The 21,955-nt window shown below is 61.3% G+C and carries 19 protein-coding genes; 6 read left to right on the forward strand and 13 right to left on the reverse strand.

The features are described from left to right. Positions 1–90: 90 nt before the first annotated feature. Together nagZ and CQ002_RS21360 are read right to left on the reverse strand one after the other, a co-directional pair. Positions 91–1,101: a beta-N-acetylhexosaminidase gene (nagZ, locus tag CQ002_RS21355; protein ID WP_105161827.1), complete on the reverse strand. Its 1,011-nt coding sequence runs from the start codon at positions 1,099–1,101 to the stop codon at positions 91–93. A gap of 136 nt (positions 1,102–1,237) precedes the next feature. Continuing rightward, positions 1,238–1,945 (reverse strand): TetR/AcrR family transcriptional regulator, encoded by a 708-nt coding sequence (locus tag CQ002_RS21360; protein WP_034102546.1) that lies wholly within the window; start codon positions 1,943–1,945, stop codon positions 1,238–1,240. A gap of 263 nt (positions 1,946–2,208) precedes the next feature. Here CQ002_RS21360 and lexA point away from each other — a divergent pair, with 263 nt between their 5' ends. Continuing rightward, complete coding sequence (gene lexA, locus CQ002_RS21365) at positions 2,209–2,817, forward strand: transcriptional repressor LexA (RefSeq protein ID WP_003172575.1); 609 nt, start codon at positions 2,209–2,211, stop codon at positions 2,815–2,817. Positions 2,818–2,827: 10 nt separating this feature from the next. Continuing rightward, a complete protein-coding gene (gene sulA, locus CQ002_RS21370; RefSeq protein WP_105161826.1) occupies positions 2,828–3,301 on the forward strand; it encodes an SOS-induced cell division inhibitor SulA in 474 nt (157 codons plus the stop codon). Between the two features lie 122 nt (positions 3,302–3,423). Here sulA and CQ002_RS21375 read toward each other — a convergent pair whose 3' ends face one another. From CQ002_RS21375 to CQ002_RS21405, 7 genes are all read right to left on the reverse strand, one after another. After that, entirely contained in the window at positions 3,424–3,657 is a 234-nt protein-coding gene (locus CQ002_RS21375; protein ID WP_010212068.1) for a hypothetical protein, read from the reverse strand. A 234-nt stretch (positions 3,658–3,891) separates the two neighbouring features. Then, positions 3,892–4,413, reverse strand: coding sequence for a DUF6586 family protein (locus CQ002_RS21380; protein ID WP_034102545.1), 522 nt, complete (start codon positions 4,411–4,413; stop codon positions 3,892–3,894). Between the two features lie 127 nt (positions 4,414–4,540). Beyond that, entirely contained in the window at positions 4,541–7,162 is a 2,622-nt protein-coding gene (topA, locus tag CQ002_RS21385) for a type I DNA topoisomerase (RefSeq protein ID WP_034102544.1), read from the reverse strand. 114 nt (positions 7,163–7,276) lie between these two features. Continuing rightward, positions 7,277–7,513 (reverse strand): DUF1653 domain-containing protein, encoded by a 237-nt coding sequence (locus CQ002_RS21390; protein ID WP_028619417.1) that lies wholly within the window; start codon positions 7,511–7,513, stop codon positions 7,277–7,279. Positions 7,514–7,610: 97 nt separating this feature from the next. Then, a complete protein-coding gene (fadA, locus tag CQ002_RS21395; protein ID WP_016971415.1) occupies positions 7,611–8,786 on the reverse strand; it encodes an acetyl-CoA C-acyltransferase FadA in 1,176 nt (391 codons plus the stop codon). Between the two features lie 29 nt (positions 8,787–8,815). Further along, positions 8,816–10,963: a fatty acid oxidation complex subunit alpha FadB gene (fadB, locus tag CQ002_RS21400; protein ID WP_034102543.1), complete on the reverse strand. Its 2,148-nt coding sequence runs from the start codon at positions 10,961–10,963 to the stop codon at positions 8,816–8,818. A 481-nt stretch (positions 10,964–11,444) separates the two neighbouring features. Next, the gene (locus tag CQ002_RS21405; protein ID WP_105161825.1) at positions 11,445–11,882 is read right to left on the reverse strand and encodes a hypothetical protein; all 438 of its coding nucleotides are present in this window, start codon (positions 11,880–11,882) and stop codon (positions 11,445–11,447) included. A 105-nt stretch (positions 11,883–11,987) separates the two neighbouring features. Here CQ002_RS21405 and CQ002_RS21410 point away from each other — a divergent pair, with 105 nt between their 5' ends. After that, positions 11,988–12,428, forward strand: coding sequence for a universal stress protein (locus tag CQ002_RS21410; RefSeq protein WP_034102541.1), 441 nt, complete (start codon positions 11,988–11,990; stop codon positions 12,426–12,428). 119 nt (positions 12,429–12,547) lie between these two features. On the opposite strand, the gene CQ002_RS21415 is transcribed toward CQ002_RS21410, so the two are convergent. Next, positions 12,548–14,470, reverse strand: a complete 1,923-nt coding sequence (locus CQ002_RS21415) for an ATP-binding cassette domain-containing protein (RefSeq protein ID WP_034102540.1) — start codon at positions 14,468–14,470, stop codon at positions 12,548–12,550. A 213-nt stretch (positions 14,471–14,683) separates the two neighbouring features. Between CQ002_RS21415 and CQ002_RS21420 the strand changes: the two genes are divergently transcribed. Continuing rightward, complete coding sequence (locus CQ002_RS21420; protein WP_034102539.1) at positions 14,684–16,612, forward strand: transglycosylase SLT domain-containing protein; 1,929 nt, start codon at positions 14,684–14,686, stop codon at positions 16,610–16,612. Between the two features lie 85 nt (positions 16,613–16,697). Here CQ002_RS21420 and CQ002_RS21425 read toward each other — a convergent pair whose 3' ends face one another. Continuing rightward, positions 16,698–18,482, reverse strand: coding sequence for an ABC transporter ATP-binding protein/permease (locus CQ002_RS21425; protein ID WP_164441099.1), 1,785 nt, complete (start codon positions 18,480–18,482; stop codon positions 16,698–16,700). Between the two features lie 246 nt (positions 18,483–18,728). On the opposite strand from CQ002_RS21425, the gene CQ002_RS28355 reads away from it, so the two are divergent. Continuing rightward, a complete protein-coding gene (locus CQ002_RS28355; RefSeq protein WP_014717504.1) occupies positions 18,729–18,902 on the forward strand; it encodes a PA1571 family protein in 174 nt (57 codons plus the stop codon). 80 nt (positions 18,903–18,982) lie between these two features. Here CQ002_RS28355 and pdxB read toward each other — a convergent pair whose 3' ends face one another. Then, complete coding sequence (gene pdxB, locus CQ002_RS21430) at positions 18,983–20,125, reverse strand: 4-phosphoerythronate dehydrogenase PdxB (RefSeq protein WP_105161823.1); 1,143 nt, start codon at positions 20,123–20,125, stop codon at positions 18,983–18,985. A 140-nt stretch (positions 20,126–20,265) separates the two neighbouring features. Between pdxB and CQ002_RS21435 the strand changes: the two genes are divergently transcribed. After that, positions 20,266–21,645, forward strand: a complete 1,380-nt coding sequence (locus CQ002_RS21435; RefSeq protein WP_034102536.1) for an MATE family efflux transporter — start codon at positions 20,266–20,268, stop codon at positions 21,643–21,645. A 22-nt stretch (positions 21,646–21,667) separates the two neighbouring features. Here the strand turns inward: CQ002_RS21435 and tusA are convergent, their stop codons facing one another. Further along, the gene (tusA, locus tag CQ002_RS21440) at positions 21,668–21,919 is read right to left on the reverse strand and encodes a sulfurtransferase TusA (RefSeq protein WP_034102535.1); all 252 of its coding nucleotides are present in this window, start codon (positions 21,917–21,919) and stop codon (positions 21,668–21,670) included. Between the last annotated feature and the right edge of the window lie 36 nt (positions 21,920–21,955).

The raw sequence follows: 21,955 nt of genomic DNA on the forward strand, positions 1-21,955 counted from the left end.
CCTTCGCCAGCAAGCCCGCCCCCACGTGTTGATGTGTGAATACAATCAAGTGTGGGAGCGGGCTTGCCCGCGAAGGACGCGCTGCGGTTTTCAGTCGATCAACTGAGCGTCACGCAACGCCGTCAGCGCCGCCAACCATCGCGGATCCTGCTTGTATTGCGTCGAAGCAACCGCCTGCCCACGCATGCGTGCAATGCGCGCCGACGGCTTGACCTTCATCCGCTGCGCCGCACTCAGCGCCAACTCCGCCGCCGCACGGTCGTTGCACACCAGGCCCATGTCACAACCCGCCGTCAACGCAGCCTCGATACGACTGGCCGCGTCGCCAACCACATGAGCCCCGGCCATGGACAGGTCATCGCTGAAAATCACCCCATCGAACTGCAACTCCCCGCGCAGGATGTCTTGCAACCAGCGGCGTGAGAAGCCGGCAGGCTGGGCGTCGACTTGCGGGTAGATAACGTGGGCAGGCATGACCGCCGCCAACTGTTGGGTCAGGCGTGCGAAAGGCACCAGGTCATTGGCGCGAATCTGTTCCAGGCTACGTTCGTCATTGGGAATCGCGACGTGGGAATCCGCCTCAGCCCAACCATGGCCCGGGAAGTGTTTGCCGGTGGCCGCCATGCCGGCGCTGTTCATGCCACGGATGAATGCACCGGCCAGCACGGCGGCACGCTCGGGGTCGCCTTCGAAGGAACGGGTGCCAACCACGGCGCTGCGTTGATAGTCCAGATCGAGTACCGGGGCGAAGCTCAGGTCAAGGCCCACCGCCAGCACTTCAGTCGCCATGATCCAGCCGCATTGCTCGGCCAGGAATTCAGCATTGGGGTTATCCGCCAACGCACGCATGGCCGGCAGGCGCACGAAGCCCTGGCGCAGGCGCTGTACGCGACCGCCTTCCTGGTCGACCGCCAGCAGCAGATCCGGGCGCACGGCACGAATCGCCGCGCTCAACTCCCGCACCTGGCGCGGATGCTCGATATTGCGCGCGAAAATGATCAGGCCACCCACTTCAGGCTGGCGCAACAGCTGGCGATCCTCGGCCGTCAGCCAGGTACCGGCCACGTCGACCATCAAAGAACCTTGCAGGGCAACAGTCATAAACCTTCCTTATAGAACGCACACAACCCGTTGCTCTCACCAGGCACAGTGAGCACAACGGGTTGTGAGTAAATAGCTGAGTTCGGCATGGGCCGCTAGCTTAGCGGATGCAAGCGGCCGCGCCCACCCGGGGAGGTCAAACCTTGGCGGGGGTTGGCGCGGATTTGCTGCGTGGGCGCAGTTGGGCGGCCGCCATGGTGGCGTCTGTCACGCCGGTTTCGGCACGCATGCCGGCAGCGAGGAACGGCACCATCAGGCGCATCACCTGCTCGATGGAGGTATTCACCCCGAAATCGGTCTCGGCAATCGCGCGCAACGCCTTGATCCCGGACATGCTGAACGCCGCGGCACCGAGCATGAAGTGCACGCGCCAGAACAGCTCGATCGGCGGAATACGCGGGGCGGCTTCGTTGACCAGCAGCATATACCGACGGAATACCTTGCCGTACATGTCTTCCAGGTACCGCCGCAGGTGGCCCTGGCTCTGGCTGAATGCGAGGCCCAACAGGCGCATGAAGATCGACAGGTCGTTGCCACTGCGCGGTTGAACCACCAGGGCTTGCTCGACGAGGATCTCCAGCAGTTCTTCCAGCGTTGGCTTGTGGTCAGCCTTGGCTTGGCGACGCTCGAGCTCGCGGTCGAGACTGGCGCAGAACGGCCCGAGGAAGCGCGAGAACACCGCCTGGATCAGGGCTTTTTTCGAGCCGAAATGGTAGTTCACGGCGGCCAGGTTGACCCCAGCCTTGCTGGTGATCAGCCGCAATGAAGTTTCAGCAAATCCTTTTTCCGCGAACAACTGCTCGGCAGCATCGAGAATGCGTTCAACGGTTTCCGACTGGGCCATGGTTATTCCGCCTGACAAACACTTGTTTGAAACATACGTTTCAGGTTGTGTCTTGTCAAGCCTGCGGGTTCGCTTTCCGGCCGGTCAGTCATGTATTTCATCGCTATTTAATCACATCCCTACGGGTCTGTAGGCAGCGCTATCTCTGCCTTGTAGGAAGCGTCCCGGGTGACCGTCCAGCGGAGGGACTGAAAAGGATGATTGCCAAGCGCAGTCCACTGTATATAATCCCAGTCACTGTATAAAAAGACAGAGCGATCAACATGCTAAAACTGACGCCACGCCAAGCTGAGATTCTGGCTTTTATCAAGCGCTGCCTCGATGATAACGGCTACCCGCCGACACGAGCGGAAATTGCGCTGGAACTGGGGTTCAAGTCCCCTAACGCCGCCGAAGAACACCTCAAGGCCCTCGCTCGCAAAGGCGCGATCGAGATGACGCCAGGTGCCTCGCGCGGTATTCGCATCCCTGGCTTCGAAGCCAAGGCCGACGAATCGACCCTGCCGATCATCGGTCGCGTCGCCGCTGGTGCGCCGATCCTGGCACAGCAGCACGTCGAAGAGTCCTGCAACATCAACCCGACTTTCTTCCATCCTCGCGCCGACTACCTGTTGCGGGTCCATGGCATGAGCATGAAGGACGTGGGCATCTTCGACGGCGACCTGCTGGCCGTCCACACCACCCGCGAAGCCCGTAATGGCCAGATCGTCGTGGCCCGTATCGGCGATGAAGTCACCGTTAAACGCTTCAAGCGCGAAGGCAGCAAGGTCTGGCTCCTGGCCGAGAACCCTGAGTTCGCCCCGATTGAAGTGAACCTGAAAGATCAGGACCTGGTGATCGAAGGCTTGAGCGTCGGCGTCATTCGCCGCTAAAGGAGGCATCATGCAGCTCGTGCACACCCCACAACAAACACAACTGTCGCTGTTCGAGGCCTTCATGGCCCAACCCCTTGCGCCCATCCTCAAGGAAACGATCGAAGCGCCCTGGAGCGCCGAGCCTGAGGCGTTCAGTGAATTGTCGTTGCGCGGTGCAGCTGGGAGCTGCCTGAGCCTGTTGGCGCCAATCCTTCGCGAATTGAGCGAAGAGCAGGACGCCCGCTGGCTGACGCTGATCGCCCCGCCCGCCAGCCTCACCCAGGCCTGGCTGCGGGACGCTGGCCTCAACCGCGAGCGCATCCTGTTGCTGCAACCGCGTGGCGCACAAAGTGCCCAGCAGTTGACCTGCGAGGCCTTGCGACTGGGCCGTAGCCACACCGTGGTGAGCTGGCTGAACCCGCTGAATGCTACGGCCAAGCAGCAGCTGATCAGCGCCGCACGTACGGGCGATGCTCAGAGCTTGAATATTCGATTGGGATAACAAGAAGCGTCAGCACTCGCGGCTCGCTGACCCTTGAATGTCAGTGCCCGCGATGGACGCAAGGCTTCTTCAGGATTGAGAAGCCGATCTGCAACACACAGCACACAAAGCGACCAATGGGCTCAGTGAAGAACCCGCGGCCCGTCTTCTTTCTCCGGCTCGCCTTCCGCCAGGCGACCTGCCATCTGCACACCCACGCTCAACATGGCTTTAGCCACTTCCACGTGTTGGCCCTGCAGGAACACCTTGGCGTCCTCGGAAAAATCCAGAATAACCAGAGAACCCTCGTCCTCAGCCCGGCGCAGCTCGATTCGGCCGTCAGGCAACTCAACAATTTCCAGAAAGGACGTCGGCATAAAAGTCTGTTCTCCACGAAAGGCCGGGATTATATCAGTCATCCGTTGCGTTTCGCTGAGGATCTGCCCAGGTTTCTCGCCGGCTTGATGAATGGTGCCGGGATGACTCGCTTCAAATGCGGGATGGGGCTTGCTTGCGAAGGTGGTGATCAGTGCCCCACAAGCAACTGGCACTGCGCCTACGCGAGCAAGCCCGCCACCCCAGTTTGACGGGTGTACATCAGCGGCGCCGCCTCAGCACTCATTGAGGCCTTCGCGAAAGCGCAGTGCCATCTTCTTCAGCGCCTGGCGCCAGCCTTCCAGCTCTTCCCGGCTCAACGGCTTGGGCTCTTCCTCTTCCACCGCAACCGCCACGATCAACGGCTGGGTCACATCCCCCTTGGGCACATGGGGAACACGCGGCGGCTGGAACATATCGGCATGTGCCTTGAGCAAGCGGGCGATCCAGCTATCGGGGCTCTGAGCCATTTCTACCAGCTCGGCCAGTTCAGGGATCGCCATCGTGTCCAGCACGTCGCGATTCATGATCATTTCTGCGCGCGGCGAACCGGCTTGGGGCAGGCGATAGAACCCGGCGATTTCATGACACAGGCCCAGCAAGGCGCCATACAGGTGGAACAACGCTGCTTCACGACCTGCCTGGACCAGCGCAATGGCATTCATCTCCCGCCCTTCCTCGGCGCGGCCAAGGGCTTCCAGGGACAAACCCGCGAAGTAAATTTTCTGATTGGTACGGGTATAGAGTTCGTTGGCCATGACGGCAATCTCCACAACGAATAGCGTGATGCTGGCTTAACAGTGTCACGGATCAGCTGAGCGCACTGCAAGCGCAAAGAAAAAGGCCGCCTATGCAGGCGGCCTTTGTATTGCGCAGATTTGTCGATCAAGCGCCCTGGCGCTTGTCCTCGACCTTCCACTTACCGCCGTCGTAGAACGCTTTCCAGCCGGTAGGCTTGCCGTCCACTTCGGACTGCACGTACTGCTCCTTGGTCTTGCGGCTGTAGCGGATCACGGCCGGGCGACCGTCCGGGTCCTTCTTCGGCGCTTCACACAGGAAGTGGTACTTCGGATCGATCTCGTCCTTGTGCGGCACGATTTCCAGCACCAGCGGTGCACGGGTCTCGCGGTTTTTCGGGAACTGGCTGGCCGCCAGGAACAACCCCGAAGCGCCGTCACGCAGGATATAGGTGTCGTTGACCTTCTCGCACTTGAGTTCAGGCATCTTCACCGGGTCCATCTTCGGCGGCGCTGCGTCACCGCTTTTCAGCAGTTTGCGGGTGTTCTTGCACGTCGGGTTGGTGCAACCGAAGAACTTGCCGAAACGGCCGGTCTTGAGCTGCATCTCGCTGCCGCACTTGTCGCACTCCAGGCTTGGGCCTTCATAGCCCTTGATGCGGTAGCTGCCCTCTTCGATCTCGTAGCCGTCGCAATCCGGGTTGTTACCGCAGATGTGCAACTTGTGCTTCTCATCGAGCAGGTAGGCGTCCATCGCCGTGCTGCAGATCGGGCAGCGGTGCTTGCCACGCAGTACCAGCGACTCGGATTCACCCTCGTCGTCCGCGGCGATTTCATCGCCCGGCACCAGGTTGACCGTGGCCTTGCAGCGTTCTTTCGGCGGCAGGCTGTAGCCCGAGCAACCGAGGAACACGCCGGTGGACGCGGTGCGAATCTGCATCGGACGGCCGCAGGTCAGGCACGGGATATCAGTCATCACTGGCTGGTTGGCGCGCATGCCGCTCTCAGGGCTTTCGGCCACTTCGAGTTTCTTCTTGAAGTCGCCGTAGAACTCGTCCAGCACGTTTTTCCAGTCACGCTCGCCCTGGGCGACGTCATCGAGGTTCTCTTCCATGCCGGCGGTGAAGCCGTAGTCCATCAGGTTGGAGAAGCTCTCGGACAGGCGCTCGGTGACGATGTCGCCCATCTTTTCCGAATAGAAGCGACGGTTGTGCAGTGCCACGTAGCCGCGGTCCTGGATGGTGGAGATGATCGCCGCGTAGGTCGAGGGCCGACCGATACCGCGTTTTTCCATCTCTTTGACCAGGCTGGCTTCGGAGTAACGCGCCGGCGGCTTGGTGAAATGCTGGGACGGGTCGAGCTTGATCAGCTTCAACGTATCGCCCTGGGCCATGTCCGGCAGCACGTCATCATCGCCAGGCTTGGCGATCTGCGGCATCACACGGGTGTAGCCGTCGAACTTGAGGATACGGCCCTTGGCACGCAACTCGAAGTCGCCTGCGCCCACGCTCACGGTGGTGGACAGGTATTGCGCCGGCAGCATCTGGCAAGCCAGGAACTGGCGCCAGATCAGCTCGTAGAGGCGCTCAGCGTCGCGCTCCATGCCACTGAGCTTGCTTGGCTCGGTGTTGGCGTCGGAAGGACGAATCGCTTCGTGAGCCTCCTGTGCGCCTTCCTTGCTGCTGTAGACGTTCGGCTTCTCCGGCAGGTACTTCTTGCCGAATTCGCTCTCGATATAAGTACGCGCCATGGCGACCGCGTCCACCGACAGGTTGGTGGAGTCGGTACGCATATAGGTGATGTAGCCGGCTTCGTACAAGCGCTGGGCCATCATCATGGTCTTCTTCACCCCAAAGCCCAGGCGGTTGCTCGCGGCCTGTTGCAGGGTGGAGGTGATGAACGGCGCCGACGGCTTGCTGCTGGTCGGCTTGTCTTCACGCTTGACGATGCTGTAGCTGGACGCCTTGAGCTTTTCCAGCGCGGCCATGGCCTGGGCTTCGTTCAGCGGCTTGAAGGCCTCGCCTTTCTCGCGGGCCACTTCGAAGCGCACGTTGGCGCCCTTGGCGGTACCGAGGTCGGCGTGGACTTCCCAGTACTCTTCGGGGATGAACGCACGGATCTCGCGCTCACGCTCCACCACCAGCTTCACTGCAACCGATTGCACACGGCCGGCGGACAGGCCACGGGCGATCTTGGCCCACAGCAGTGGCGAGACCATGTAGCCCACGACACGGTCGAGGAAGCGCCGGGCCTGCTGGGCATTGACGCGGTCGATGTCCAGCTCGCCCGGCTTGGAAAAGGCTTCCTGGATGGCTTTCTTGGTGATCTCGTTGAACACCACGCGCTTGTAGCGGCTGTCGTCACCGCCAATGGCTTCCCGCAGGTGCCAGGCAATGGCTTCCCCTTCGCGGTCCAAGTCCGTCGCGAGATAGATGGTGTCGGCATCCTTGGCGAGCCGGCGAAGCTCTTCGATGACCTTTTCCTTGCCGGGAAGGATTTCGTACTTGGCCTTCCAGCCATGTTCCGGGTCCACACCCATGCGCGAGACCAGCTGCTTGCGCGCTTTCTCTTTAGGGGTGAGTACCGGACCTTCGCCTGCAGCGGCCTTGCCGCGCTTGGCGGCAGGCTCCTTGCTGGCGCTAGCCGAACCGCTGGTGGGCAGGTCTCGGATATGGCCGATACTCGACTTCACCACGTACTCGTTGCCCAAGTACTTGTTGATGGTCTTGGCCTTAGCCGGGGATTCCACAATGACCAGCGATTTGCCCATGGATCGGAAAATTCCTGAATTCGAGAAGTGAAAGGCAGTTGGCGCCTGTCGCGGCAACGCTATATATAGTGGCAACAAGGTGAGGTCAAGCGCAGCATTCTGCGCGACCTGCCGTTATTGCCCTGAAAAAAGACTGGGTTCGGCCTGGACCAAAGCAAAGCGCGGGACCTGCTCGCCGTCAACTTCGACAGTCTCTACGAACATGCTCAGTGGGCGCACCCAAAAGCCGTAATCGCCATACAGTGCTTGGTAAAACACCACTTCTTCTTCGGTCTCGGAGTGCCGCGCCACACTGAAAACACGGTACTGCGGACCTTTATAATGCTGGTAGAGCCCTGGTTCGACTTTCATGCTCTGGCCCTCTTACAAAATTTGTTAAAAAAAAAATACAAAACCGCCAAAAAACAAAAACCGGGGCACTGGGCCCCGGCTTCCGTCAACCCAACGCTTAGACGCGTTCGAAGACGGTGGAAATGCCTTGGCCGAGACCAATGCACATGGTGGCTACCCCGAGGTTGCCGCCATTTTGCTTCATCACGTTAAGCAAAGTGCCGGAGATACGTGCACCGGAGCAACCGAATGGGTGGCCCAGGGCAATCGCGCCGCCGTGCAGGTTAACCTTCTCATTCATCTTGTCGAGCACTTTCAAATCTTTCAGCACTGGCAGGGCCTGTGCGGCGAAAGCTTCGTTGAGCTCGAAGAAGTCGATGTCGTTGATGGTCAGGCCCGCGCGCTTCAAGGCTTTTTGTGTGGCCGGTACTGGACCATAGCCCATGATCGCCGGGTCCACACCCGCCACGGCCATCGAACGGATCACGGCCAGCGGCTGGATACCCAGGTCCTGGGCACGCTGCGCCGACATCACGATCATGCACGAGGCACCGTCGGTGATTTGCGACGAAGTACCGGCTGTCACGGTGCCGCCCTTTGGATTGAAGGCAGGCTTGAGCGCTGCCAGGCTTTCCAGGGTGGTATCCGGACGAATGGTTTCGTCGTAGTCGAACAGTTTCAGGAAACCGTTCTCGTCATAGCCGTTCATCGGGATGATTTCATCCTTGAACTTACCTTCCACGGTCGCCTTGTGGGCGAGTTGGTGGGAACGCAGGCCGAACGCGTCCTGGGCTTCGCGGGTAATGCCGTGCATTTTGCCCAGCATTTCCGCGGTCAGGCCCATCATGCCCGAGGCTTTCGCCGCGTACAGCGACATGTGCGGGTTTGGATCGACACCGTGCATCATGCTGACGTGGCCCATGTGCTCCACGCCACCGACCACGAACACATCACCGTTGCCGGTCATGATCGCCTGGGCAGCGGTGTGCAGCGCGCTCATCGACGAACCGCACAGGCGGCTGACAGTCTGGCCGGCCGCAGTGTGCGGGATCTGGGTCATCAGCGACGCCATGCGCGCGATGTTCCAGCCCTGCTCCAAGGTCTGGTTGACGCAGCCCCAGATCACGTCCTCGACTTCGTTTGGGTCGACCTTGGTGTTGCGCTCCAGCACTTTGCTGATCAGGTGTGCCGACATGTCTTCGGCACGGGTGTTGCGGTGCATGCCGCCCTTGGAGCGGCCCATCGGTGTGCGACCGAAGTCGACAATCACCACGTCTCTTGGATTCAAGCTCATAAATATTCTCGCTCTAGTCGTCTGGGCGCTTAACCGAAGAAGCTCTGGCCATTCTTGGCCATTTCACGCAGCTTCGCGGTCGGGTGGTACAGCGGGCCCAAATCAGCGTATTTGTCAGCCAGGGCAACGAACTCAGCCACACCGATGGAATCGATGTAACGCAGTGCACCACCACGGAATGGAGGGAAACCAATACCGTACACCAGGCCCATGTCGGCTTCAGCGGCGGTCTCGACGATGCCGTCTTCCAGGCAACGCACGGTTTCCAGGCACAGGGCGATCATCATCCAGTTGATGATGTCCTCGTCAGACACCTCACGCTGTTCGTAGATGACCGGAGCCAGCACTTCGTGCACCGACGGGTCGGCGACTTTCTTCTGCTTGCCCTTCTTGTCGGCCTCGTAGGCATAGAAGCCCTTACCGTTCTTCTGGCCCAGGCGCTTGGCCTCGTACAGCGCGTCGATCGCCGAGCGGCGGTCGTCTTTCATGCGGTCCGGGAAGCCTTCAGCCATTACGTCGCGACCGTGGTGACCGGTGTCGATGCCGACCACGTCCATCAGGTACGCCGGGCCCATCGGCCAGCCGAATTTTTCCATGACCTTGTCGATGCGTACGAAGTCCACGCCGGCGCTGACCAACTTGGCGAAACCGCCGAAGTACGGGAACAGCACACGGTTGACCAAAAAGCCCGGGCAGTCATTGACCACGATCGGGTTCTTGCCCATTTTCTTGGCGTAGGCAACGGTGGTGGCAACGGCCAGCTCGCTGGACTTCTCGCCACGGATCACTTCCACCAGCGGCATCATGTGCACCGGGTTGAAGAAGTGCATGCCGACGAAGTTTTCCGGACGCTTGAGGGCCTTGGCCAGCAGCGAGATGGAAATGGTCGAGGTGTTCGAGGCCAGGATGGTGTCGTCTTTGACCTGGGCTTCGACTTCAGCCAGTACCGCCTGCTTGACCTTCGGGTTCTCGACAACGGCCTCGACCACCAGGTCGACGTGGCCGAAATCACCGTAGGACAGCGTAGGACGAATGCCGTTGAGCACTTCAGCCATTTTCGCAGCGGTCATGCGACCTTTGTCCACACGACCGACCAGCAGCTTGGCGGCTTCTGCCAGGCCCTGCTCGATACCGTGCTCGTTGATGTCTTTCATCAGGATCGGCGTGCCTTTGGACGCCGACTGATAGGCGATACCGCCGCCCATGATACCGGCGCCGAGTACGGCAGCCTGTTTCACGTCGCGGGCAATCTCGTCGTACGCCTTGGCCTTTTTCTTCAGCTCCTGGTCGTTCAGGAACAGGCCGATCAGGCTCTGTGCAGCCGACGTCTTCGCCAGTTTGACGAAGCCTGCCGCTTCCACTTCCAGGGCTTTGTCGCGACCGAAGTTGGCGGCCTTCTGGATGGTCTTGATCGCTTCAACCGGTGCCGGATAGTTCGGGCCGGCCTGGCCAGCCACGAAACCCTTGGCGGTTTCGAACGACATCATTTGTTCGATGGCGTTGAGCTTGAGTTTTTCCAGCTTCGGCTGACGCTTGGCCTTGTAGTCAAATTCGCCGCTGATGGCGCCCTTGATCAGGTTCAGAGCGGCTTCGGCCAGTTTGTCCGGGGCAACCACGGCGTCGACGGCACCGACTTTCAGCGCGTCTTCAGCTTTGTTTTCCTTACCGGCGGCGATCCACTCGATCGCGTTGTCGGCACCGATCAGGCGCGGCAAGCGCACCGTGCCGCCGAAACCTGGGTAGATGCCCAGTTTGACTTCAGGCAGGCCGATCTTGGCAGTGGCCGACATGACGCGGAAGTCTGCGGCCAGGCACATTTCCAGGCCGCCACCCAACGCGATGCCATTGATGGCAGCCACGGTGGGGACATTGAGGTCTTCGAAATCGCTGAAAATCTTGTTGGCTTCGAGGTTGCCAGCCACGAGCTCGGCATCGGGCAGCTTGAAGTTGTCGACGAATTCGGTGATGTCAGCGCCGACGATGAACACGTCCTTGCCGCTGGAGACGATCACGCCCTTGACCGAAGCATCTGCTTTGATGGTGTCTACGGCCTGACGCAATTCATTCAGGGTTAGACGGTTGAACTTGTTGACGGACTCACCCTTGAGGTCGAATTTCAATTCGACGATGCCACTTTCAAGAGCCTTAACCGTGATGGCTTTACCTTCGTAAATCATCAACTGATCTCCACGATATGGAAGCTGAACAGTACACATTGGACGCTGGCCTCTGGTTGGACACTGACAGTTGCGTCAATGCTCATGCCGATCCGCCAGGCACACCCGCCAATGCGATAGTCGGGATTCTGTATGAGCAGTCTGACAGACAAACGCTCAATTCATACGCCCGTTTGATTTGGGTACGCCACCTTCATCCAATTCCGGGCAATTGTCAATCGCTCGAAAGGCTAGGAAAAACGCGACTTTCCAGTCATTTCAGAACCCCGAGCCTAAGCCCGCGACTCGTCAATATTCAAATATTCACAAAATCAATATTAGAAAAGATGTGGGAAAAGACTGTACAGAACGGGATATGCCGCTAGGCTAGCGACAAGCCACATGCGCTTGGATGAACACCCGGCGCGGGAACCACAGATTTACCGGCCTGCCTGGCCAACTCCAGCCCGATGATGATGTCGGGCTTTTTATTGCCTGGCCTTCAGGCGAGCGCCTTGAGCAGCGCATCAATGTCTTCCAACACACTCGCCTCGCCCTTCTCGCCCCAATACAACGCAATCATCTGCTTGTCGGCCTCGACCTTGTAGACGTTGGCCGGCAGCTTTGCAAAATGCGGCAACAACTTCTCATCGACACACACTTCACGCCACTGATTGACCCACACACCCGGCTCCAACTGCCAATAACTCCAGATGGCCGGCGTGCTGCCGCGCCGAGGGCGGCAGTATTGCGCGCAGGGGCTGGGCGGCTCCTGCTTGAGCCAGTGCGGCCATTCCTGGGGGGCCAGCTGCATGGCCAGGCCGATGCGGCGCGCCTCCATGCGCAGGGCCATGCGCCCGCTCTGATGACGCGACGGGCGCAGCCATGCCAGAGGGCTCAGAACCACCACAAGGATTGACACCACTATCCAGACCGTCATATGTGTACTCCCGATTTTCTAGATGAGCGGATTTGATCTCGCGCAACCCCATCCGCTTGAAAGCAGCCATACTGAATCTATTGCAGTCCCCTGGAGGAACGCCCCATGTCCTACGAACATATTCTGGTCGCTGTCGACCTGACCGAAGAGTGCGATCCAGTGATCAAGCGGGCCCGCGCCTTCGCGGTCGCCAGCAACGCCAAGCTCTCACTGGTGCACATCGTCGAACCGATGGCCATGGCCTTTGGCGGCGACGTGCCCATGGACCTTTCCCAACTGCAGCAACAACAGTTTGACCAGGCCAAGGAGCGCCTGGACCGGTTGATCCTCAAATACCCGGAAGTGACCAAGGAAAACTCCCACCTCACTTACGGCCAACCGCGCCAGGAAATCCACCACCTCGCCAAGGAACACGGCTGCGACCTGATCGTGGTCGGCAGCCATGGCCGTCACGGTTTGGCGCTGCTGCTGGGCTCTACCGCCAATGACGTGCTGCACGGTGCGCCGTGCGATGTTCTGGCGGTGAAGCTGGTCAAATCCTCGTAAGACGAGTGAGGAGCCAATGCCGGAGCGGGCCTTCCCGCTCCCGCATTTGGATCGCATTCCATATAGAAAACCCGGTGTTCATCAGATGAACACCGGGTTTTTTAATGCCCTGGAATCACTCAGGCATCCAGCTCGGCCCAACGCTCGACCAGCGCTTCCAGCTCCTGGTTCAACGTCTCCAGGGAAGCGATGACCTTGGCCGTTTCCGCCGCCGGGCGCAGGTAGAAACCCGCGTCGGCCATTTCCGCTTCTACCGCGGCGATCTGCTGTTCCTTGGCGTCGATATCGCCGGGCAAGGCTTCCAGCTCGCGTTGCAGCTTGTAGCTGAGCTTCTTCTTGGCCGCCGGCGCCGCTTCTTGGGCCGGTGCGGCAGCTGCGGCCACAGGCGCCACGACTGCCGAGGTGAGGTCAGCCTTGCCGGATTTGCTCTCGGTCACGCCCAGCAGGCGTGGCGAACCGCCCTGGCGCAGCCAGTCCTGGTAACCGCCGACGTATTCACGCACCTTGCCTTCGCCTTCGAAGACCAGGGTGCTGGTCACCACGTTGTCGAGGAATGCCCGGTCGTGACTAACCATCAGTACGGTGCCGTTGAAGGTCAGCAGCACTTCTTCCAACAGCTCGAGGGTTTCCACGTCGAGGTCGTTGGTCGGTTCGTCGAGTACCAGCAGGTTGGCCGGCTTGCTGAACAGCTTGGCCAGCAGCAGGCGCGCACGCTCACCACCGGACAAGGCTTTTACTGGCGTGCGCGCGCGTTGCGGGCTGAACAGGAAGTCACCCAGGTAGCTGAGTACATGGCGGCTCTGGCCGTCGATGTCGATAAAGTCGCGGCCTTCGGCGACGTTGTCGATCACGGTTTTTTCCAGGTCCAACTGGTGGCGCAGTTGGTCGAAGTAAGCCACGTCGATGCGTGTGCCTTCTTCAACGGTGCCGCTGGTCGGCTGCAGGCCGCTGAGCATCAGCTTGAGCAAGGTGGTCTTGCCGGTGCCGTTGGCGCCCAGCAGGCCGATACGGTCGCCGCGCTGCAGGACCATGGAGAAGTCCTTGATCAGGAACGGACCGTCCGGGTGATGGAAGCTGACGTTCTCCAGCACCATCACCTGCTTGCCCGACTTGTCGGCGGTATCCAGCTGGATATTGGCCTTGCCGGTGCGTTCACGACGCTCGCTGCGCTCAACGCGCAGGGCCTTCAGGGCACGCACGCGGCCTTCGTTACGGGTGCGACGGGCCTTGATGCCCTGGCGAATCCAGACTTCTTCCTGGGCCAGTTTCTTGTCGAACAGCGCGTTGGCGGTTTCTTCGGCCGCCAGTGCGGCTTCCTTGTGCACCAGGAAGCTGGCGTAGTCGCCGTTCCAGTCGATCAGGCCACCACGGTCCAGTTCGAGGATGCGGGTTGCCAGGTTCTGCAGGAAGGACCGGTCGTGCGTGATGAACAGCACGGCGCCCTGGAAATCCTTGAGGGCTTCTTCGAGCCAGGCGATGGCGCCGATGTCCAGGTGGTTGGTTGGTTCGTCGAGCAGCAGCAGGTCGGGCTCGGACACCAGCGCCTGGGCCAGCAGCACGCGACGACGCCAGCCACCGGACAATTCGGCGAGGGTCTTGTCGGCCGGCAGTTGCAGGCGGCTCAGGGTGCTGTCGACCAGTTGCTGCAGGCGCCAGCCGTCACGGGCTTCGAGGTCCTGCTGGACGTGCATCAGCTTGTCCAGGTCTTCTTCGGTGACGCAGTTCTGCGCCAGGTGATGGTATTGCGCAAGCAACTCACCGACGCCGTCCAGGCCTTCGGCGACCACGTCGAACACTGTCCGTCCGTCGGCCACCGGCAACTCTTGCGGCAATTCGCCAATCTTGAGGCCCGGGGCGCGCCAAACAGAGCCGTCATCGGGCTTCTGGTCGCCTTTTACCAGCTTCATCATGCTGGACTTGCCGGTGCCGTTGCGGCCGATGATGCACACCCGCTCACCACGGGCGATCTGCCAGGACACCTTGTCCAACAACGGCATAGCGCCGAAAGCAAGGGACACATCGCTGAATTTGAGCAGGGTCATACGCTTCTCCAAAAACTGGGCGCGCATTCTACCTGAGTTGAGGGTGGGATGCGGCCGGCATTTTCGTTGTCGACACGTTCTGTAGGACATTTCCGTCGAACTTGAACGAACCAGCCGGCAAAGCTTTCTTAGGCTGCGGGCAAAAGGCTAAGCTAGGGGCAATCAGTGTCGGCGGTGCCGGTGCTAGTCGTGATTTCTCTGCACGGACGTCTCATGCGCAGTCGCCTTTTTAGTCTTTTATCTTGTCTGCTTCTTTCTGCCACCGCCGTTCAATCCGCCCAGGCCGTGGACCTCACCACCCAACGTCAATATTACGATGAAGCCAAACGCGCCCTGGCCAAGGGCGATACCGGCCCCTACATGCAATACAGCCAGGCCCTGGCCGACTACCCGCTGACGCCGTACCTGGCCTACGACGAACTGACCGCCCGCCTGAAAACCGCGAGCAATCAGGAAATCGAGCAGTTCCTCGCCAAAAACGGCGACCTGCCCCAGGCCAACTGGATGAAACTGCGCTGGTTGCGCTGGCTGGCCGAACGCGGTGACTGGCAGACCTTTGAAAAGTACTATGACGCCAAGCTCAACTTCGTCGAACTGGACTGCCTGCACGGCCAGTACCAACTCACCCACAATCTCAAGGCCGAAGGCTACAAGACCGCCGAAAAGCTTTGGATGACGGGCAAGTCCCAGCCGGCGGCCTGCGATGTCACCTTCGGGCAGTGGGCGGCTGACGGCCAACTCACTGAACAGAAGATCTGGGATCGCGCCAAACTCGCCGCCGAAGCGCGCAACTACGCCTTGGCTAACAGCCTGGTGAAAACCCTGCCCACCCTCGGCGCCCAAGGTCGCTTGATGGTGGACGTGGCGCAGAAGCCCGACATGCTCAGCGACCCCTCACGCTTCCTGCCGGCCACCGAGGCCATGTCTGACGCCGTGGGCCTGGGCCTGCGCCGCCTGGCACGCCAGGATCCCGACAAGGCCATGGCCCTGCTCGACGGCTACGCCAGCAGCATGCACTTCTCGCGTGACGAAAAAGTGTCGATCGCCCGCGAAATCGGTCTCACCCTGGCCAAGCGCTATGACCCGCGCGCCCTCGAGGTGATGACCAAGTACGATCCCGAACTGCGCGACAACACCGTCTCCGAGTGGCGCCTGCGCCTGCTGCTGCGCCTGGCTCGCTGGGAAGACGCCTACCAGTTGACCCGCAAGCTTCCCCAGGACCTGGCCACCACCAACCGCTGGCGCTACTGGCAGGCCCGTAGCCTGGAATTGGCCGAGCCGAAGAACCCGCAAGCGCTGGTCCTGTACAAGCACCTGGCGCAAGAACGCGATTTCTACGGGTTCCTGGCGGCGGACCGCTCCAAGGCCCCGTACCAGTTGAAGAACAAACCGCTGCTGATGAGCCAGGCGCTGGTCAACAAGGTGCGCAACACCCCCGGCGTACGTCGCGCCCTGGAGTTCTACGCACGTGGCCAGGTGGTGGATGGTCGCCGTGAGTGGTACCACGTGAGCCGTCACTTCAACCGCGACGAAATGGTCGCCCAGGCCAAGCTGGCGTACGACATGAAGTGGTACTTCCCGGCTATCCGTACCATCAGCCAGGCGCAGTACTGGGACGACCTGGACATCCGCTTCCCGATGGCCCACCGCGATACCCTGGTGCGTGAGGCCAAGGTGCGCGGCCTGCATTCGAGCTGGGTGTTCGCGATCACTCGCCAGGAAAGCGCTTTCATGGACGACGCCCGCTCCGGCGTTGGCGCCAGCGGCCTGATGCAACTGATGCCCGGCACCGCCAAGGAAACCGCGCGCAAGTTCAGCATCCCCCTGGCCTCCCCCGCCCAAGTGCTGGACCCGGACAAGAACATCCAGCTCGGCGCCGCCTACCTGAGCCAGGTGCACAGCCAGTTCAACGGCAACCGTGTACTCGCCTCTGCCGCCTACAACGCCGGCCCCGGCCGTGTGCGCCAATGGCTGCGCGGCGCGGATCACCTGAGTTTCGATGTATGGGTGGAAAGCATCCCGTTCGACGAAACCCGCCAGTACGTGCAGAACGTGCTGTCTTATTCGGTGATCTACGGCCAGAAGCTCAATTCACCCCAACCGTTGGTGGATTGGCATGAGCGGTATTTTGATGATCAGTAATAACGGCAGCGATGAGCGGTAAGCTTCACGCTCAATAAAAATGCCCGCATTTCTCAATGCGGGCATTTTTTATGGGCTGTGATACTTAGTGCGAGGCGCTTTCCTCTACCCCATCACTGAACTGCAACGCCGCCAACCGCGCGTACAGCGGGTTGCTCGCAATCAGCTGCTGGTGCGTGCCTATGGCCACCAGCTTGCCCTGGTCCATTACAGCAATGCGGTCAGCGTGTTTCACCGTCGCCAGGCGATGCGCGATCACCAGCGTGGTACGCCCTTGCATCAATTGCGGCAAGGCCTGCTGGATCAGGTGCTCGCTCTGGGCATCGAGGGCGCTGGTGGCTTCGTCGAGCAGCAGGATCGGTGCGTCTACCAGCAGCGCCCGGGCGATGGCCAGCCGTTGGCGTTGCCCGCCAGAGAGGCCCATGCCGCCGTCACCCAGGTGGGTCTGGTAGCCGTCGGGCATTTGCAGGATGAAGTCATGGGCGTGGGCAATGCGCGCGGCGGCTTCGACCTGCTCTGTGGTGGCCGTCGGGTTGCCGTAGCGGATGTTGTCTTCGACGCTGCCGAAGAACAGCGCCGGGCTCTGGGACACCAGGGCGAAGTGGCGGCGCAGGTCCATGGGGTCGAGTTCGGTCAGCGGGTGGCCTTCGAGCAGGATGCGGCCGTGCTGGGGGTCGTAGAAGCGCAGCAGCAGGTCAAAAATCGTCGATTTGCCCGCGCCGGACGGCCCCACCAGGGCCAGGGTCTCGCCGGGGTTGATCGTCAGGTTCAAGCCGTCGATGGCATAGCTGTCGGGACGTGAGGGATAGGAAAACCGCAGGTCTTGCAACTCCATGCGGCCGCTGACCCGCGCCGGCAGTTGGACGGTGTTGGCGGCGGGCGCCTGGATTTCGTTGTTCGACTGCAACAACTCGCCGATGCGCTCGGCAGCACCGGCGGCCCGTTGCAGCTCGCCGAGCACTTCGCTGAGCGTGCCGACCGCACTGCCGACGATCAGGCTGTAGAACACAAACGCCGCCAGCTCACCACCGGAGATGCGCCCGTTGATTACGTCCATGCCGCCGACCCACAGCATCACCCCCACCGCGCCGAGCACCAGCATGATCACCAGGGTAATCAGCCAGGCGCGCTGGGTGATGCGTTTACGCGCGGTGGTAAAAGCGTCTTCCACGGTCACGGCGAAGCGCTGTTCGTCCTGCACCTGGTGGTTGTAGGCCTGCACGGTCTTGATCTGGCCGAGCGTCTCGGACACATAGCTGCCCACGTCGGCGATGCGGTCCTGGCTTTGGCGCGACAGGCTGCGTACGCGCCGACCGAAGATCAGGATCGGCGCCAACACCAGCGGCAGCGCCACGACCACGATACTGGTGAGCTTGGGGTTGGTGACAAACAGCAGCACGATACCGCCGATGACCATCAGGGCATTGCGCAGGAACAGCGACAGCGAGGAGCCGATCACCGATTGCAGCAAGGTGGTGTCGGTGGTCAGCCGCGACTGGATTTCCGAACTGCGGTTGTTCTCGTAAAAACCCGGGTGCAGGTAGATCAGGTGGTTGAACACCTGCCGACGGATATCCGCCACCACCCGCTCGCCGATCCACGAGACCAGGTAAAACCGCGCAAACGTGCCCACCGCCAGGCCCAGCACCAACACCATGAACAAGCCAATGGACTGGTTGAGCAGGTGCGGTGACTGGGTCATGAAGCCCTGGTCGACCAACAGGCGGATACCCTGCCCCATGGACAAGGTAATACCGGCGGTGACGATAAGCGCCAACAGCGCGCCGAGCGCGTGCCAGCGGTAGGGCGCAATGAAGCGGCTGGCCAGGCGGATCGCACGGCGTTGACGGACTGAGAACATGGAGGGCATCACCTGCGCAGGGGAGATAGGTATCTACACCACAACATTGGGGGAACTTGGGTAAATAACAATGAGTCAGGTTAATTATGCCCGCCGATGCTGATCCCTAGAGGCTATCGGTCTAACCCCCGGCTGGAAATCCGCAGCGGTTTCTGGTGGACTGGGTGTTCGAGCCGATGACCTTGCAGGGAGCTGTAACAGCCTGGTCACGCGGGGGTTTTACAATAGGTACACAACCTGATGAGGAGACAGGCCATGACCTTGCAAAATAGCAGCGATGCCAAGATTGAAGTGATCCGCCAGCCGCAGCAGTTGCCTTGCTCTTACATCGACGCGAAAGGCCGCGAAGTGCAGATTACCGAAGAGATGATCCAGCAAGCGTGCAGCGAACTGGAACAGCGACTGGTCAAGCCTGCCCAGCAAGGCTGAAGCGCCTACGCTCTTTCAAACCCGGCCCTGGTGGCCGGGTTTTTTATGCCCGGTAAAAACCGGCAGGCCGGTGCCTGGCGTTAAAGGACTTCGGCGCCCAGGGCCGAGACTATCGCTGAGAGCGCGGCGGATTCCCCGTTGATGCGCACCTTCAACCCCTCAATTTCGCGGCGCTCCGGGTAATGCTTGCGCAGCAGGTCAAACGCCTTGCGCTGCTCCTCCACGGTCCCGACAAGGCTACGACGGAAATCCGCATCATCACGGCGTGGGTCGTACACGCTGCGGCACAGGGTGGCGAGCGCCCAGGCCGGGTCGGTAGAGGCATTCAGGTGCATCTCGGCCAACCACGGTGGCGGCAGCAGATCGCTTAATTGAATGCTCGGCTCCTGGCCCAGGTGCGCGCAGAACGCCTGATAGATCTGCGCCGTGCCGCGCTGCTTGCCGTCCAGGCTGTAGCCGGCAATATGCGGCGTGGCCAGCACGCACAGGTCAGCCAGGTCGACGTCCACTTGCGGTTCGCCCTCCCACACATCCAGCACCGCTTGCAGGTCTTCGCGGTCCAGCAGCACCTCACGCAGGGCGGCGTTGTCCACCACCGGGCCGCGGCTGGCGTTGATCAGCCAGGTGCCGGGCTTGAGCTGCTCGAGACGCTGGCGGTCGAACAGGTGCCAGGTGGAGCCGTTGCCGGACTTGGTCAGTGGCGTGTGCAGGCTGATCACGTCGCACTGCGCGATGATCTGCGCCAGGCTGACGTAGTCGCCGTCCTCGGCGATCTGCCGTGGCGGGTCGCAGACCAGCACGTTCCAGCCCAGGCCCTTGAGCACCTTGACCAGCCGCCCGCCGACTTCACCCGCGCCGACCACGCCGTAGGTGCGTTGATTGAGGTCGGCGCCTTCGATCTCGGCCAGGGTCTGCAGGCTGCCCAGCACATAGTCCACGACGCCACGGGCGTTGCAGCCGGGGGCGCTCGACCACTGGATGCCGGCCTGCTTGAAGTAGTCGAGGTCCAGGTGATCGGTGCCGATGGTGCAGGTGCCGACGAAGCGCACCTTCGTGCCATCCAGCAGCGCGCGGTTGACGTTGGTCACCGAGCGCACCAGCAATACATCAGCCTGCTCGACCGTGGCGCGGTCGATGGAACGGCCGGGGACGCGGCGAATCTCGCCAAATCCCTGGAAGAATGCATCGAGCAGCGGAATATTTTCGTCGGCAACAATCAGCATGGCAGGCTCCTTTGGCGGACCCGCAGTGTACAGGGATCGCAGCCCTCGCTTACAAATCGCTAACACAGGTTTTTTCCTGACCGATGCGTCAACGCGTAGAATCCGCCGTCCTTGCGCTTCCTTCTATTGGACACCTGTACGTGAACACTGCCACCGCCACCCTCACCCGCCCCGCCCGCATCAGCCGGGAAGTGCGCGGCCTGTTGACGCTTGCCTTGCCGATCATGATCGGCCAACTGGCGACGACCGCGATGAGCTTTGTCGATGCGGTGATGGCCGGGCGCGTCAGCCCCCAGGACCTGGCGGCCGTAGGCCTGGGCAACTCGATCTGGATCCCGGTGTACCTGCTGATGACCGGCACGCTACTGGCCACCACGCCCAAAGTCGCGCAGCGCTACGGGGCCGGCCAGTTCAGCGAGATCGGGCCACTGGTGCGTCAATCCTTGTGGCTGGCAGTGGTGGTTGGCATCACTGCGTCGCTGTTGCTGCTGTGCGCCGAACCGATCCTGCATGCGATGAAAGTGGAGCCGGACCTGATCGAGCCCTCAATGGGCTACCTGCACGGCATCGCGGCCGGCATGCCGGCCATCGCGCTGTATTACGTGCTGCGCTGTTTCAGTGACGGCCTGGGCCGCACGCGGCCGAGCATGGTGATGGGCCTGTGTGGCCTGGCCTTGAACATCCCGCTGAACTACATCTTTATCTACGGCCACCTGGGTGTGCCGGCCATGGGCGGCGTCGGTTGCGGCTGGGCCACGGCCATTGCGATGTGGGTGATGATGCTCGGCCTGGCCGTCTGGACCCGTTGGGGCCCGGCTTACCAGAGCAGCGAGCTGTTCAAGCGTTTCGACTGGCCGCAATGGGCGGTGATCAAGCGTGTATTGAGCATCGGCCTGCCCATTGGCATCGCGATCTTTGCCGAATCGAGTATCTTCGCGGTCATCGCGCTGCTGATCGGCAGCCTGGGCGCCACCGTGGTCTCAGGCCATCAGATCGCGCTGAACGTCAGCTCGCTGGTGTTCATGATCCCCTACTCGCTGAGCATGGCCGTGACCGTGCGCGTCGGCCAGGCCCTGGGGCGTGGCGAGCCGCGTGAAGCGCGCTTCGCGGCGGGCGTGGGCATGGGCACTGCGCTGGCATATGCCTGCCTGTCCTGCAGCCTGATGTTGGTGTTTCGCGAGCAGATTGCGGCGATCTACACCCCCGATCCAGTGGTCATTCACTTGGCGTCGATGCTGATCGTGTTCTCGGCACTGTTCCAGTTCAGCGACTCGATCCAGGTAACGGCGGCGGGCGCATTGCGGGGCTACCAGGACACCCGGGTGACCATGGTCCTGACCTTGTTCGCGTATTGGGGCGTGGGCCTGCCGGTGGGTTATGCCTTGGGCCTGACCCACTGGCTCGGCGAACCCAGCGGCCCAAGCGGCTTGTGGCAAGGGCTGATCGTGGGCCTGAGCTGTGCGGCCGGGATGTTGCTGGTGCGCCTGGCGCGCAGTGCACGCCGGCGCATTCGCGCATAACCCGGTGTACGAGCCGGCGTGTTCAGTCGGCTTTTTTGCGGATCCAGTACAGGTAGGTGCCCGCCTGCTCCTGCTGATCCACGAGTTCGTGGTCCAGGAACACGCAAAACTTGGGAATATCGCGGCGCGTGGACGGGTCGGTCGCGATCACCTTGAGCAAACCGCCTGGCGGCAGGTCGCGGATGTGCTGGTGCAGCATCATCACAGGCTCGGGGCAGTTGAGGCCGGTGGCGTCCAATGTCGCGTCGACGGGCAAATCAACAGACTGATTCATCATGTACTCCTAAAACGTACCTGCTCACCTGTGGGA

The organism is Pseudomonas sp. MYb13, assembly GCF_002980075.1.
In the GTDB taxonomy this organism is placed as follows: domain Bacteria; phylum Pseudomonadota; class Gammaproteobacteria; order Pseudomonadales; family Pseudomonadaceae; genus Aquipseudomonas; species Aquipseudomonas lurida.